General features: G+C 64.4%; 12 protein-coding genes, 2 tRNA genes and 1 pseudogene. 5 read left to right on the forward strand and 10 right to left on the reverse strand.

Annotated elements, in window-relative coordinates:
* Nucleotides 1–57: 57 nt before the first annotated feature.
* Both rnt and XaFJ1_RS16380 read left to right on the forward strand, forming a co-directional pair.
* Complete coding sequence (rnt, locus tag XaFJ1_RS09640; RefSeq protein WP_012916484.1) at nucleotides 58–711, forward strand: ribonuclease T; 654 nt, start codon at nucleotides 58–60, stop codon at nucleotides 709–711.
* 186 nt (nucleotides 712–897) lie between these two features.
* On the forward strand, nucleotides 898–1,026 hold the full coding sequence (locus XaFJ1_RS16380) for a hypothetical protein (protein WP_268988871.1): 129 nt from the start codon (nucleotides 898–900) through the stop codon (nucleotides 1,024–1,026).
* Between the two features lie 171 nt (nucleotides 1,027–1,197).
* On the opposite strand, the gene rlmB is transcribed toward XaFJ1_RS16380, so the two are convergent.
* The 3 genes from rlmB to XaFJ1_RS09660 all read right to left on the reverse strand — a co-directional run bounded on the left by rlmB (nucleotide 1,198) and on the right by XaFJ1_RS09660 (nucleotide 4,787).
* Nucleotides 1,198–1,944, reverse strand: coding sequence for a 23S rRNA (guanosine(2251)-2'-O)-methyltransferase RlmB (rlmB, locus tag XaFJ1_RS09650; RefSeq protein ID WP_012916485.1), 747 nt, complete (start codon nucleotides 1,942–1,944; stop codon nucleotides 1,198–1,200).
* Nucleotides 1,945–2,132: 188 nt separating this feature from the next.
* Complete coding sequence (rnr, locus tag XaFJ1_RS09655) at nucleotides 2,133–4,568, reverse strand: ribonuclease R (RefSeq protein WP_012916486.1); 2,436 nt, start codon at nucleotides 4,566–4,568, stop codon at nucleotides 2,133–2,135.
* Nucleotides 4,569–4,702: 134 nt separating this feature from the next.
* Nucleotides 4,703–4,787, reverse strand: a tRNA-Leu gene (locus XaFJ1_RS09660).
* Nucleotides 4,788–5,143: 356 nt separating this feature from the next.
* Between XaFJ1_RS09660 and XaFJ1_RS09665 the strand changes: the two genes are divergently transcribed.
* Nucleotides 5,144–5,581 carry a VirK family protein gene (locus XaFJ1_RS09665; protein WP_012916487.1) on the forward strand — a complete coding sequence of 146 codons (438 nt, stop codon included), beginning with the start codon at nucleotides 5,144–5,146 and terminating at the stop codon, nucleotides 5,579–5,581.
* 89 nt (nucleotides 5,582–5,670) lie between these two features.
* Nucleotides 5,671–5,755 (forward strand) — tRNA-Leu (locus XaFJ1_RS09670).
* Between the two features lie 75 nt (nucleotides 5,756–5,830).
* Here the strand turns inward: XaFJ1_RS09670 and XaFJ1_RS09675 are convergent.
* A complete protein-coding gene (locus XaFJ1_RS09675; protein WP_012916488.1) occupies nucleotides 5,831–6,028 on the reverse strand; it encodes a hypothetical protein in 198 nt (65 codons plus the stop codon).
* Between the two features lie 250 nt (nucleotides 6,029–6,278).
* Here XaFJ1_RS09675 and XaFJ1_RS09680 point away from each other — a divergent pair, with 250 nt between their 5' ends.
* Nucleotides 6,279–6,626 carry a helix-turn-helix transcriptional regulator gene (locus XaFJ1_RS09680; protein ID WP_012916489.1) on the forward strand — a complete coding sequence of 116 codons (348 nt, stop codon included), beginning with the start codon at nucleotides 6,279–6,281 and terminating at the stop codon, nucleotides 6,624–6,626.
* A 186-nt stretch (nucleotides 6,627–6,812) separates the two neighbouring features.
* Here XaFJ1_RS09680 and XaFJ1_RS09685 read toward each other — a convergent pair whose 3' ends face one another.
* From XaFJ1_RS09685 to XaFJ1_RS16195, 6 genes and pseudogenes are all read right to left on the reverse strand, one after another.
* Nucleotides 6,813–8,315 (reverse strand): GDSL-type esterase/lipase family protein, encoded by a 1,503-nt coding sequence (locus tag XaFJ1_RS09685; RefSeq protein WP_012916490.1) that lies wholly within the window; start codon nucleotides 8,313–8,315, stop codon nucleotides 6,813–6,815.
* A gap of 207 nt (nucleotides 8,316–8,522) precedes the next feature.
* The gene (locus XaFJ1_RS09690; RefSeq protein ID WP_012916491.1) at nucleotides 8,523–10,097 is read right to left on the reverse strand and encodes a DHA2 family efflux MFS transporter permease subunit; all 1,575 of its coding nucleotides are present in this window, start codon (nucleotides 10,095–10,097) and stop codon (nucleotides 8,523–8,525) included.
* Between the two features lie 7 nt (nucleotides 10,098–10,104).
* Complete coding sequence (locus XaFJ1_RS09695) at nucleotides 10,105–11,286, reverse strand: HlyD/EmrA/EmrK family protein (RefSeq protein WP_012916492.1); 1,182 nt, start codon at nucleotides 11,284–11,286, stop codon at nucleotides 10,105–10,107.
* A 10-nt stretch (nucleotides 11,287–11,296) separates the two neighbouring features.
* Nucleotides 11,297–12,781 carry an efflux transporter outer membrane subunit gene (locus XaFJ1_RS09700; protein WP_425476758.1) on the reverse strand — a complete coding sequence of 495 codons (1,485 nt, stop codon included), beginning with the start codon at nucleotides 12,779–12,781 and terminating at the stop codon, nucleotides 11,297–11,299.
* Nucleotides 12,782–12,789: 8 nt separating this feature from the next.
* Nucleotides 12,790–13,236, reverse strand: coding sequence for a MarR family winged helix-turn-helix transcriptional regulator (locus XaFJ1_RS09705; RefSeq protein ID WP_012916494.1), 447 nt, complete (start codon nucleotides 13,234–13,236; stop codon nucleotides 12,790–12,792).
* 269 nt (nucleotides 13,237–13,505) lie between these two features.
* Nucleotides 13,506–13,841 (reverse strand): annotated as a pseudogene (locus XaFJ1_RS16195) (transposase); the annotation flags it as partial.
* Nucleotides 13,842–14,013: the final 172 nt, after the last annotated feature.

The raw sequence follows: 14,013 nt of genomic DNA on the forward strand, positions 1-14,013 counted from the left end.
CACGCCCGCACACATCGCCGCAGCGGGCAGCGGGCTCCGCTCTGCTACCCTTGTCGCATGAACGATCCAATCGAAACGCACTCCCAAGCTCCCGCCATTACCGCGATGTCGCGACGTTTCCGCGGCTATCTGCCGGTGGTCGTGGACGTGGAAACCGGCGGCTTCGACTGGAACCGGCACGCGCTGCTGGAGATTGCGGTGATCCCGATCGAAATGGACGCCGCCGGCAAGTTGTCCCCCGGCGACACCGCCAGCGCGCACGTGGTGCCGGCCCCTGGCACCGTCATCGACCCGAAATCGCTGGAAATCACCGGCATTGTCCTGGATCACCCGTTCCGCCTCGCCAAGCCCGAACGCGAAGCACTGGAACACGTGTTCACCCCGGTGCGAGCGGCAGTGAAGAAATACGGCTGCCAACGCGCGATCCTGGTCGGGCACAACGCGCATTTCGACCTGAACTTCCTCAACGCCACCGTGGCGCGCTGCGGCCACAAGCGCAACCCGTTCCACCCCTTCAGCGTGTTCGACACCGTGACCCTGGCCGGCATCGCCTACGGACAAACCGTGCTGGCACGTGCGGTGCAGGCTGCCGGCTTCGAGTGGAGCGCCGCCGACGCCCATAGCGCGGTGTACGACACCGAACAAACTGCGCGCCTGTTCTGCAAGATCGCCAATGCTTGGCCCGCGGCGCAGACCGGATCGCCTGCATGAACCAGTGCCGCTGCCCAGTCACCGGCAGGGCGACGTCAGCAACGCATTCCGTGGTCTTGTGCGGTGCTGTCATCGTCACCGATTGATCCAATCACACGCCACGCTTGCAACCCCGGCGCTTTTTCGTGTGGTTTCCATATCACCGTCGGTTTGCAGTTCGCGCCCGTCAGGTTCGACGCCAACTTCATGCTCGGCAGCACCTTCCTGTACTCGCTATTCCAAACCGGAAGACCGATCTTTTTTGGTCTGAACCTGTTTGCAGTGGCGATGAGCCTCGTGCTGGCGCAGACGCTGCAGCGCAGGCTGCCAGCGTAACCAGTTGGGCAAACGCCCCATCGTCGAGCACTAAACCACGCTCGACGAGAACCTCAGAATCGCCACTCCAGCTTGCACACGCAACCATCGCCCACACTGCTGCGATTGGAGCGTCGCAACAACAGCGACTGACAACTGCGGCAGCCCTCACTCAACGCAGCGCAGCAACACTCAGCCCATGCGTTGCCGCACCGCCTCGAACAAGGTAACACCCGCGGCCACCGACACGTTGAGGCTCTCGATCTCGCCGGGCATCGGAATCCGGACCAAACCGTCGCAATGCTCGCGGGTCAGCCGACGCAGACCGTCCGATTCGCCGCCCAGCACCAGCGCCACATTGCCACGCAGATCCTGCGCATACAGCGAGGTCTCGGCCTCGCCGGCCAGACCATAGATCCACACACCCTGCTTCTGCAGCTCGCGCAAACAACGCGCCAGATTGGTCACGGCCACGATCGGCAGGCGGTCGGCGGCGCCAGCGGAGGTCTTGCGCACGGTGGCGTTGACCGGTGCGGACTTGTCCTTGGGGATCACCACCGCGGTGACGCCCGCCGCCGCCGCACTGCGCAGGCAGGCACCGAGGTTGTGCGGATCCTGCACGCCGTCCAGCACCAACAGCAGGGCGCGCCCTTGCGCGGCGGCCACCAGACCCTCCAGCTCGCTCTCGGCCCAGGTGCGCGCCGCCGCATAACGCGCCGCCACGCCCTGGTGGCGCACCGAACCGCCGACACCGTCCAGCGCCTGGGTGTTCACCCGCCGCACCTCGATGCCCTTGCGCCGTGCGTTCTCCTCGATCTCCTGCAATCGCGGATTCTTGCTGCCCGCTTCGACCAGCACCTCGCGCACGTTGTCGGCATCGTTCTCGATCGACGAAGCCACGGCATTGACGCCAACGATCCACTGGTTCTGCTTGCTCATGCCACCGGACTACACGAAAGGAAAGCGCGCATGGTAGGCGCTGCGGGCGCTCGCGTCACATCGTCGGCCACGCGAAACGATCGGCTGGATGCACAAACGTCCGCGCGCCGTCGCGGCCATCCTGGGCGATCGGCGAGAAGCGGCGCTGCACGGCAATCACCACGCTGCGCGTGCCGCGCCATGCGCTATCAGTACTTCTTTTTCTTGCGCTTGGCCGGCTGCCCGCGCGCGGGCAGTGGTGGCAACTCCTCGTGCGAAGAGCCACCCTCCTCGACCAAGCGGAAGTCGATCTTGCGCTCTTCCATGCTGGCCTTCAGGACCAGGATGCGCACCCGGTCGCCAAGCCGGAATTGGCGGCCGCGACGCTCACCGGTCAAGGTCTTGCGGGTGGCATCGAACTGATAATAGTCCTGCGGCAACTGGGTCACGTGGATCAGGCCATTGACCTTGGACTGGTCCAGTTCGACGAACAGACCGAAGCTGGTGACGCCGCTGACCACGCCATCGAACTGGCCGCCAACGTGCTTTTCCATCCACGCCGCGCGATAGCGCTCGTCGACTTCGCGCTCGGCCTCGTCGGCACGGCGTTCGCGCTCGGAGCATTGCAGCGCCAGCGCCGCCATCGCGCGCGGTGCATACAGGTACTTGTCCGGCGCGCCACGCGTCAACGCATACTTGATCGCACGATGCACCAGCAAGTCCGGATAGCGCCGGATCGGCGAGGTGAAGTGCGCATACGCCTCCAGCGCCAGACCGAAATGGCCGGCGTTGTCCGGCGAATACACCGCCATGCTCTGGCTGCGCAGCAACACCGACTCCAACAGCGCCGCATCCGGGCGCTCACGCACCTTCTTCAGCAGCTTGGTGAAGTCGCCCGGCACCACCTTGCTCCACGCCGGCAGGCTCAGCTTGAACTCCTTGAGAAACTCCAGCAGATCGGCATATTTGGATTCGGGTGGACGCTCGTGTACGCGGAACGGCGCCGGAATCCGCGTCTCCAGCAAGTAGCGGGCCGCCGCCACGTTGGCGGCGATCATGCATTCCTCGATCAACTTGTGCGCATCGTTGCGCATCAGCATCCCGGCCTGGGTGACCTCGCCGGTGTTGTCGAGCACGAAACGCACTTCCGAGGATTCGAACTCGATCGCGCCACGGCGCGCACGCGCCTTGGCCAGCACCTGATAGAGCTGGTGCAAACGTTCCAAGTGCGGAAGGACCGCCGCCAGCGCGCCGCGCACCTGCGCATCGCGCTCGCCCACCGCCTGCCATACTTGGTCGTAGGTGAGCCGCGCATGCGAATTCATCACCGCCTCGTAGAAACGAGCGCCGGCCACTTCGCCCTGACGATCGATCTGCATGTCGCAGACGAAGCACATGCGGTCCACTTTCGGATTCAGCGAGCAGATGCCGTTGGACAGCGTCTCCGGCAGCATCGGCACCACGAACCCGGGAAAGTACACCGAGGTCGCACGCTTAACCGCTTCGGTATCCAGCGGCGTGCCCGGACGCACGTAGTGGGAGACATCGGCGATCGCCACCACCAGGCGAAAACCGTCCGCGTTCGACTCGCAGAACACCGCGTCGTCGAAGTCCTTGGCATCGGCGCCGTCGATAGTCACCAATGGCGTGTGGCGCAGATCCACCCGGCCCTGGATCGCCTCCGGCGCTACCGTCAACGGCACCGCCGCCGCCTCGTCCAACACCTCCTGCGGAAAGGCGTAGGGCAGCTCGTGACCATGGATCGCCGCTTCCACCAGCAACGACGGGGTCAACTTGTCGCCCAGCACCGCGATGATCTTACCGATCGGCGGACGTCGCGCGTCGGGCGCGGAGGTGAGTTCGCACACCACCAGTTGGCCGTCGCGCGCCTCGCCGATGGCATCGGGAGGAATCTGCACGTTACGTTGGATACGCTTGTCGTCCGGCACCACGTAGGCGATGCCCGCCTCCATGCTGAAACGGCCGATCAAGCGGCTCAGGCCGCGTTCGAGCACCCGCGCGATGCTGCCTTCGCGACGGCCACGGCGGTCGATGCCGGTGACGTTGGCCAAAGCGCGGTCGCCATGCAACACCTTGCGCATTTCGTAAGGCGGCAGGAACAGGTCATCGCCGCCCTCGTCCGGACGCAGGAAGCCGAAGCCATCGGGATTGGCAATCACCACGCCGGGAATCAGGTTGGTCTGCTGCAGCGGCGCATAGCCGCCACGGCGGTTCTGCACCAATTGGGCCTCGCGCAGCATCGCCCCCAGACGCTTGCTCAGCGCTTCCATACGCGAAGGCTCGGTCAAGCCGAGCTGTGCAGCCAATTCGTGCAACGTCTGCGGACCGTCGCAGCGATGCAGCAACTGCAAAATCGCCTCGCGGCTGGCGATCGGCTCGGCGTAACGTTCGGCCTCGCGCGCCGCGTGAGGATCGTGGATCGGCGGAGCGCCGGCAGGGGCGGCCGCAGGCGGCTCGGGGTGCAGGGGCTGCAACGGCGGCTTGGGACCACGGCGCAGGAAACTGGGCATCCAGGCAGGCAGGCGCGATGGCTTCGGCGTGGCGGCGGGAGCATGTTTGCTGGCGGGTGCGTCGTTGGACGCGGACTTGCCGGACTTGCCGGACTTGCTTTTACGAGTTGTCATCCGCTCATGGTACTCGCATGGCGGGTGCCACCACCGGAACCGCGCAACGCGAACATCGCCCTACCGCATAAACGACGAAGCCCGCGTCAGCGGGCCGGTCGCAGCGAGAGTTCAGCGCTCTCGCGTCTTGCCTGTGGTGCCCAGGAGAGGACTCGAACCTCCACGGTTTTACCCGCTAGTACCTGAAACTAGTGCGTCTACCAATTCCGCCACCTGGGCGCTGAAGGCCGCGCATTCTGCGTGGCGGCATCGTGCTTGTCAACGCGCCCGCCGCCCGCACACGCCACGGACAAACGCATGGGCATCGCGCGCGATCTGATCGCCCAAACTGCACTGTCGCAACAGCACCTGCGCAACCACCTGCCCCAGGCTCGCCTCGCCGACCAGCCCGCGTCTTCGGCGGAAAGACGGGGTTTGCATACCGATTCGGACATAGCGCGGCGGACACCACCTACCTCGAACTCAGTGTGACGGCACCGGAAAATCGCGATTTTGTCGGTTGACTCCAGCCGACAAAACGCTAGCGTGCAGCGCATGATCCGTCGCCCTCCCCCATGCTCCGGAGCTTGCACACAATGAAACCCCTGCATCTTCCACTCCTCGCCATGGTCTTGTTCGCCAGTGCAACGGCGGCCTCCGCTCACGCACCACTCAATTCGCTTGCCGACATCGAACATGCCCTGGACAGCGGTAACTCGGTCGCCGTGGCCGTCGATCTGAGTCAGTGCACCCCCACGTCCGGTGGCGCCACGCCGACCCAGACCCATGGCGGCCTGCGCATCGGTTCTTACCGCGTGACTGCCGACGGCACCCTGTCCTTCGCCGACGATCACATGACCGTCGGTCGCGACGGCAAACCGATCCAGCAGTTCCTGCGCTACCAGGTGCATCCGGACAACAGCATCGACTTCACCATGTTCATCTTCGCCCTGCCCAGCTACGAGCAAACCGGCCAGACGCTCGGCTACCGCTGCGCGATCAACCAGGGCCTGCGTTTCAACGCCAGCCACTGAGGATCCACCAGGGCGACAACGCGACCGGCCGCCGTCGCCACACCGCTTGACAGCCCCCTGCGCCACACAGACAATTGTCGTTCTGAGTTGCCCAGGTGGCGGAATTGGTAGACGCACTAGTTTCAGGTACTAGCGGGTAAAACCGTGGAGGTTCGAGTCCTCTCCTGGGCACCACGACCGACAGGTCGCATTGGATCAAACAAACCCGCTGCGGCGGGTTTTTTGTTGGCGCCGCGCGCACCATCGCGCTCAACGCTGCAATGGGCGAAACGGACCGGTCTCCACGCGGACGCCATCCACCCACACCGCCACCACATAGGCACGGTAGCCAGGGTTGCGTCGCTCGGCCGCAGATGCGGCCACGTAGGCATTGGCAGCATGCACCAACACTTGCAAAGACGGCTTGAATTGCGCAATCGGCTTGAGTTTCAGATCGTATTTGGCCATGCACCGCCCTCCCTTGTGCACACGCGCACAGCACGCTGCGCGGCTGCAGGCCACCTGACGGCGGCAATGAAACGAAAATGCGACATCTCCACTCCTGAGGCATCCGTGTCTTGCGTGCCCACGCGCATCAGCGCGCCCGCACCACCGAAGTATTGAATTTCAGAACATTCAGAGTCAAGCGTGACTGTACGACAAGTTGGCGGATGCTCCATATCTTGGTAAGCCCGTCGTCTATGCAAGGGCCACCGCGATGAAAAGCTTCGGCGACCGTTTGCGCGAAGCCAGAAAAGCCGCCGGCCTCACCCAGGAGCAACTGGGTTTTTCCCTGGGCGTGACCAAGTCGTCGATCTCGGCCTGGGAAAACGATCGCGAGACACCCAGCTTCCGGCTACTGCCGATGCTGCGCGTGGTACTGAAGCGCTCGCTGGACGACCTGGTCTGCGGGCATGTGCCGAGCGCGCGGCTACAGGAGGCCTCACCCGATTACGCCCTGCAAGCGCGCGATCCGCACGAGCAAGCCTTGCTGACCCGTTACCGCAACATGCCGGCCCGCCGTCGCGAAGCGGTGCTGGAACTGCTCAAACCCGACAAAGGCTGAGAGTCGCTGACAAAACGACCGCGGCGCCGCCGGGCGGACCCGGACAGCGCGGCGAATCCTCGTGTGCCACGTTGTACACTGCGGCCCCTGTGCGGTGCCCGTGGCAACCCGACAACGATTCGCGACGTTTTATTGGCCACGCTGTGAGCCGGCGCGAGTGGCCATGCGCCACGCACCGAGGTGTGCTCAGCCGCCGACACCGACCGCGCGCAACGCATCGCCCCAAATGCGATAGCCATCCTCACTGGGATGGGTGCTGTCGGGCATCAACGCCGCCGGCAAGCTGCCATCGGGCTGCAAAAAACGCGCACCGATGTCGAGCCAGCGCACTTGCGCATCGTGGCCGAAGCGCGCGGCCAGCAAACGGTTGGTCGCCAGGATCGGCGCACGCAGCGGCCCATCGGCGGCAAAGCCGCGCGGCAGGATCGCCATCAGGACAATCTTGCTGTGCGGCAGCCGGCGCCGCACCTCGGCCACCACCGCGGCGACGCCGTCGGCGGTTTCCTGCGGCGTGTTGGTGCGCGCATGATCGGTACCCGCAAGGTTGTTGGTGCCGATATTGATCACCACCCAACGCGGCGCCAGCCCGTCCAGCTCGCCCTGACGCAGACGCCAGAGCACGTTCTGGGTGCGGTCCCAGCCAAACCCCAGGTTCAGCACCCGCGCGCTCCCGAAGGTCCGCCGCCAGGCCTGCGCCCCGCCGACCCGAGTCGCCAACGGCGGTCCGCCCCAGAAATGCGTGATCGAATCGCCCAGCAACACGATCTGCGGCTGCAACCGCCTGCCCTGCGCAAGCACGGCATGGTGGCGCGCGTACCAGTCGTAGGAATCCTGCTCCAACCACGGCACCGGGATCAGCGCGGTATTGAGGTCGCTCATCGCGCTCAGCGGAATCTGCGGCGGTTCGTCGAGCAGACGCGCCAGGGTCGGCTCGATCGCTTCGGCCAGACGCTGTTGCGCCTGCGGCGTCGCGAACGGTGCCACAGCAGCCGATGCACGCAGCGACTCGGTGAGCTGCGACGCGGACGCGGACAGTGCCGCGCCGACATCCAGATAGGTCACGCGCGGATGCTCGCCGTAGCGCACGGCCAGCATGCGATTGACTTCGTCCACGCGCGCACGCGCCTGCGCCGACCCACTGCCGGGCAGCAGTCCAAGCAAAAGGATGCGCGTCTTCGGCAAGCGTTGTTCCAGCGTGGCCACCAGCGCATCGATCCCGAGCACGGTGTCGTCGGCGCTGCGCATGTCGCGATCGTCCGCGGCAGTCCGTAGCAACAACATCGCCACCTTGGGCTGGATGCCGTCGAGTTCACCGTGTTGCAAGCGCCACAGCACATGTTCGGCGGCATCGCCATCGACACCCAGATCGAGCGCACCGCGCACCCCGTAAAACCTCTGCCAGCCCGATGCACCCGCAGCATCCGAACCGCTGCTGCGGAAGATGGCATCACCGATCAGCAGCAGCGGAGTCTGCGCATGCGCGCGTACCTGCGCGAGGATCTGCCGGTGGTGCTGCATCCATCCGGCGGCGTCCACGCGCTCGGTCGGCGTGGCCGCAGCGACGATGGATGCTTGCGATACGCTGGCGCCGGCAACGATGACCACGGTCAGTGACAGCACGTATGCGCAGGCGCGCCACGGCCGGACATGTGCGAAACAACAGCACAAGGCGTGCAGAAAACGCTGCATATCCGAACCTGCCAACGCATGCGGAGGGAACCGCATTCTGTTTCATCGCCCACGGCAACGGCAAGCACAGCAGCGTGCAAGAGGACGACTGGACACGCAACCGCGCGCCTGCATGCCGGCCATCGATGCGCCATGCAGCCAAACGCCACGGCAGCGTCATCGCCAACGCCAACGCAGGAGACGACGCACCGCAGCGGGCAACCGCCCTCAGTGGCCTCCCGCCGCCGCTCCGCCCCCACCACCGAACGGCGGCTTGGCCAGCCACACCAGGAAGATGATCGCCAAGAACGCCCAGCCCAACAGATAGCAGATGTCGTTGAACCCCATCTGCGATGCCTGATGATTGATGCTGTTGTTGAGAAGCGCCGCACCGTTTTGCAGACTGCCCCCCCCCATCGCTTGTATCTGTTCCTGCGTGCTGGGCGAATATGCGGAGATATGCTCGGTCATATGTGCATGGTGCAATTGCGTGCGCTTAGCCCACAGATAGGTGGTCAACGAGGCCGCGAAGCTACCGCCCAAGGTCCGCAGGAACGTCGCCAAACCGGAGCCGGCGGCGATCTCGCGCCCGTCCAGATCCGACAACAGGATCTGCAACACCGGCATGAAGAACAGCGCCACCCCGATCCCCATCAACAACTGGACACCGGCCACGCTTTCGAAGCTGATGCGCAGATTGAAATCCGAGCGCATGAAACTGGTGATCGCCATGACGACAAAGGAGATACTGGCAAGCAGGCGCAGATCGAAACGCGAGGCGTACTTGCCGACGAACGGGGTCATGATCACCGGCAGGATCCCGATCGGTGCGGTGGCCAGGCCGGCCCAGATCGCGGTGTAGCCCATGTCGCGCTGCAACCACTGCGGGATCAGCAGCGACACGGCAAAAAATCCCGCATAAGCCACGATCAGCGCCATGGTGCCACTGCGGAAGTTGCGGTGACGGAACAGACGCAAGTTGACGATCGGATCTTTGTCGGTGAACTCCCAGATCGCGAATATTGCCAGCGCCACCACCGAAATCGCACTCAGCACAACGATCATGGTCGAGTTGAACCAGTCCTCGTCGTTGCCCAGGTCGAGCACCACCTGCAGACATCCCACCCCGATGATCAGGGTAATCAAGCCGACATAGTCCATGCGCGGACGCTCGACCGGTTCGGGACGGTCGCGTAACTGCCCGCCGACCACCGTCGCGGCGAGGATGCCCAGCGGCACGTTGATGAAGAAAATCCACTCCCAGCTGTAGTTATCGGTGATCCAGCCACCGAGAATCGGCCCCGCGATGGGCGCCACGACGGTGATCATCGCCAGCAGCGCCAGCGCATGCCCGCGCTTTTCGCGCGGATACACGGAAACCAGCAGGCTCTGGGTGATCGGATACATCGGGCCACAGACGAAACCCTGCAACGCACGCGACACCACCAGCATGCCCATGCTCTGCGCCAGGCCGCACAGCAACGAGGCCATGGTGAAGGCCAACGTGGCCCACACGAACAACTTGGTCTCGCCGAACCGGCGGCTGAGGAACCCGGTCAACGGCAGCGCGATCGCATTGCTCACCGCGAACGAAGTGATGACCCAGGTCGCCTGTTGCGAACTGGCGCCGAGATTGCCGGCGATCGTCGGCAAGGACACATTGGCGATGGTGGTGTCGAGCACCTGCATGAACGAGGCCAGGGCCAGGCCAAACGTGCACAACGCCACGCTGGCCGGGCGGAATCCGGCGCCCGGTGCGCCCGGCATCCCGGGCGCGGCAGGAGCGGCAGCTTGGTTGGACATGGCGGGCTCAATTCGCCTTGGCGACAGCGGGCAGGTTGGCGCGAATGATCTGCGCGACCGCCGCGTCGGCTTGCTGCAACTGTTGCGCGTAAACATCGGTGCCCAACAGCGGGCCGGCAGCCGGCTTGATCGGCAGCACATTGCCGTTCTGCTGGTGCATGTCGACCTCGGTCTTCATCGACAGGCCGATGCGCAGCGGATGCTCCGCCAGTTGCTTGGCATCGATGGCGATGCGCACCGGCACGCGCTGCACGATCTTGATCCAATTACCGCTGGCGTTCTGCGACGGCAGCAACGAGAACGCACTGCCGGTGCCAATTCCCAGGCTCTGTACCGTGCCATGGTAGACCACCGCACTGCCGTACACGTCCGACTCCATGTCCACCGGCTGGCCCAGACGCATATGCTTGAGCTGGGTTTCCTTGAAATTGGCATCCACCCAGACCTGATTCAGCGGCACCACCGCCATCAACGTGGTACCAGGCTGCACGCGCTGGCCGACCTGCGCCGAACGCCGCGCCACGTAGCCGGAAACCGGCGCCAGAATGGCGGTACGCGCGTTGTTGAGGAAGGCTTGACGCATCTGCGCGGCAGCGGCCTGCACGTCGGGTTGTTGATCGATGCCAGTGGTGTCGATCAACGCGCTGCTGCGCGCCAAGGTTTCGCGCGAGCCGCTGACGGCCGCTTCGGCGGCGGCCAACTGGTCGCGGGCATGCGCCAGTTCTTCGGCGGAGATCGCACCGTTGGCCACCAGGCCGGTACGGCGGGCGACGTCGGCGCGGGCGCGCTGCAAAATCACCTGCTGCGCGGACAGTTCGGCCTGTGCGCCGTCGACCGAGCGGTACAAGCCGCGGACCTGACGCACAGTGCGCGCCAGATTGGCCTCGGCCTGCTGCAGCGCCACCTCGGTATCGGCCGGATCGAGCGTCACCAGCGGCTGACCGCGCTCCACGCGCATGCCATCGTCGGCGTCGATCCGCACCACGGTACCGGCGACCATTGGTGTGATCTGCACCAGATTGCCCTGCACGTAAGCATCGTCCGTGTGCTCGTACCAGCGACCAATGCAGAAATACCAGATCGCGAAGACGATCAGCGCCAGCACCACGACGACGGCCAGGCCGCGCAGCAGTTTGCCGCGCCGGCTGGAGGCGACGACTGAGGAAGCGGGAGTGGTTGTCTGATTCATTGCAACGATCTCAGGAATGCGAAGAAGCGGAAGAAGACCTTGGTGCATCGGCAGCGGAAGTGGCTTCGTAACCACCGCCCAGCGCCTGATTCAGGCGCACCGAGACCAGGATTCGGTTTGTCTGCAGCGAGGCCAGACGCTGCTGCGCCTCGAACAATTGCTGCTGGACGCTGAGCACGTCCAGATAGTTGCCGATGCCGGCGTGGTAGCGCTGTTGGGCCAGATCGAAGGCGGCTTGCGCGGTGTCCACCGCCTGCGCCTGCTGCTGGGCCTGCTGCGCAAGCGAGCGCGCCGCACTGACCTGATCGGCCACTTCGCGCAGCGCTGCCACCAGCGCCTGATTGTAATTGGCCACCGCCAGGTCGTACTGCGCATCGCGTTCGGCAAGCCGACTGCGCAATCGGCCGCTATCGAACAACGGCAGGCTCACCCCAGGACTGAGAATGCCCAGCACCGACCCGCTCTTGAAGAAGTCGCTCGGGTTGCTCGAGACAAGGCCGCCAAGAAACGTGAGATTGATGCTGGGGTAGAACTGCGTCTTGGCCGCATGAATCCCCTGCGCAGCGGCATCGACCCGCCAGCGCGCGGCGACCACGTCGGGACGACGGCCGATCAGGTCGCTCGGCAGCACCGACGGCAGCGACACCGCCTGTGGGTCGAGCAGGCGCGGGCGCTGGATCTGCAACCCGCGATCGGGACCACGGCCGAGCAAGGCAGCCAGCGCGATCCGTGCTTCGTCGATCTGCTGTTGCGCCGCCTGCTGCTGCTGGCGCGCCACCGGCAGGCGCGCCTCAGCCTGACGCAGTTGCAACGTGCTGTCGATCCCGGCATCGCGCCGCTGTCGCACCAGTTTCAGGCTGCGATCGGCGCGCGCCAGTTCCGCACCGGCAAGGTCGTACAACTGCCAAGCGTAACCGAGTTGCACATACGCACGGGCAACAGCGGCGGACAGCTCCAGACGCGCGGCCTGCGCATCCACCTGCGCCGCATGCGCCTGATCCACCACCGCCTCCCACGCCGCACGTTTGCCGCCCCACAAGTCGACGCCGTAGCTGAAATCCAGCAGCGCCTGCTCGTCGTGGAGGTATTTGCCGCCGATCTTGTCGCCGACCAAGTCCTTAGGCAGTTGCAGCCCGGTGTAACCGGCCGACAGCGACAATTTGGCGCCACGATCGGCATCGGCGGCACCGGCCTGCGCCTGCGCCAGACGCAGGCGCGCGTCGGCCGCCTCCAGACTCGGCGTGCCCTGCAGGGCTTCGGCAATCAGCGCGTCGAGTTGCCGATCGCCCAACGCCTTCCACCAGTCCTGCTGCGGCCACGGCGCAGGCGCCAGGACGTCGGTATGCAAGGTCTGATCGAGATGCAACTGGCGATCGGCATCGAGCCGGTGGCCAAGGGGTTCCAGCCCACGACTGCTGGCGCATGCGGCCAGCGCCAGGGGAAGTGCCGCGACCACCAGCGAACGCAGACGAGGGGACGTGATGGATGGCTTCATGAGCATATTCATAAGGAATTGAGAGAATCGCGAACGCGGATCAACAGCGAAGTGAGGTGCTCACGCTCCTCAGCGGAAAGGTCGCCCAACGCGCTGGCGATGACCTCGTCGCCACGCAGCCTGAGTTGCTCCCACATGGCGCGGCCGTCATCATTTAGGACGATACGCAAGGCACGCCGATCATGCGCGTGTGCTTCGCGGCGCACCCATCCAAGTTCCTCGAACTTGTCCAGTAGGCGGGTGACCGCGCTGGGGTTCTGGTCGATTGCCTGAGCCAAGGCGTTGGCACTGCACGGCGACATGTGGGCCAAAGCCTTCATGCCGATGTAATGGCTGGCACCTAAACCGAGCTGTAACTCGGCCATCCCGGCATCCAAGCGACGCATCAGAGCATCGCGCACCTGCCGCAGGAGCAAGCCGAACGAGGGACGGTCAGGGGAGGAGAAGGTGCTCATGGGGTCAATTATTTTCACATAAAAATATTTGTCAAGAAAATATTGCTTATGAAATTAAGCATTCCATGAAAGCAGGCTATGCCGCCGCATGGGAGACCCATCCCGACACATGGGGGCCGCCACGCCTGGCTCGACCCGTGTCATGGATCGCCCACAGCCGGCCACGCGGCACGCACGGCTTGGCATTACCAGCCGCATCCGGATAACCGACCAGAGCCACTGCGACGAAGGGATTGGTGCTAATGGCGCAGCCGTTTTCCTAGCGCTATCGGCTGATCGGGGGTCAAGGCAACTGAGGCGGCGTCCGAACTCGCTCGGCTCAGATCAAGTTTCTTGGCGCGACGTAGCTCGGTCAGCAACACCATGATGCAGACGATGCCACACGTCGCTGGCTTGCCGATCACGCAGCCGCCCGCCAGCAGATCATGCCGCTGCCATCACCACGCTTCAGAGACGGCTCCTCCCACGCGATGCCGGTGCGCAAGACATAGACGATGCCGTTGCGGGACTGCCAATCACTGACCCGAAGTCGCACGACCTTGGGAATAAGGCTTGATTTGCCGAATCAGCGATTCAATGCGTTGCGCTTTAAAATTGGGATATATACCTCATTTGCGCTTTGATATTGACAATTTTCCATCTGAGATACAGCATTCAAAAATTTTTTCGCCGCTCTTGGCCTTGCCACATATTGGCAATTGCCGCCACAACACCGTGCAAGATGCTGCGAATGAGCGGCCTGTGCAACTCGCTGACATTATTTAAAGAAAGGAGCTG

This window comes from Xanthomonas albilineans (assembly GCF_009931595.1).
Lineage (GTDB): Bacteria > Pseudomonadota > Gammaproteobacteria > Xanthomonadales > Xanthomonadaceae > Xanthomonas_A > Xanthomonas_A albilineans.

Coding starts and splice junctions, on each gene's coding strand:
- XaFJ1_RS16380 (WP_268988871.1), top strand. CDS start 898: ATGCTCGGCAGCACCTTCCTGTACTCGCTATTCCAAACCGGAAGACCG.
- XaFJ1_RS09685 (WP_012916490.1), bottom strand. CDS start 8,315: ATGCAGCGTTTTCTGCACGCCTTGTGCTGTTGTTTCGCACATGTCCGG.
- rnt (WP_012916484.1), top strand. CDS start 58: ATGAACGATCCAATCGAAACGCACTCCCAAGCTCCCGCCATTACCGCG.
- rlmB (WP_012916485.1), bottom strand. CDS start 1,944: ATGAGCAAGCAGAACCAGTGGATCGTTGGCGTCAATGCCGTGGCTTCG.
- XaFJ1_RS09705 (WP_012916494.1), bottom strand. CDS start 13,236: ATGAGCACCTTCTCCTCCCCTGACCGTCCCTCGTTCGGCTTGCTCCTG.
- XaFJ1_RS09690 (WP_012916491.1), bottom strand. CDS start 10,097: ATGTCCAACCAAGCTGCCGCTCCTGCCGCGCCCGGGATGCCGGGCGCA.
- XaFJ1_RS09680 (WP_012916489.1), top strand. CDS start 6,279: ATGAAAAGCTTCGGCGACCGTTTGCGCGAAGCCAGAAAAGCCGCCGGC.
- XaFJ1_RS09675 (WP_012916488.1), bottom strand. CDS start 6,028: ATGGCCAAATACGATCTGAAACTCAAGCCGATTGCGCAATTCAAGCCG.
- XaFJ1_RS09665 (WP_012916487.1), top strand. CDS start 5,144: ATGAAACCCCTGCATCTTCCACTCCTCGCCATGGTCTTGTTCGCCAGT.
- rnr (WP_012916486.1), bottom strand. CDS start 4,568: ATGACAACTCGTAAAAGCAAGTCCGGCAAGTCCGGCAAGTCCGCGTCC.
- XaFJ1_RS09695 (WP_012916492.1), bottom strand. CDS start 11,286: ATGAATCAGACAACCACTCCCGCTTCCTCAGTCGTCGCCTCCAGCCGG.
- XaFJ1_RS09700 (WP_425476758.1), bottom strand. CDS start 12,781: ATGAAGCCATCCATCACGTCCCCTCGTCTGCGTTCGCTGGTGGTCGCG.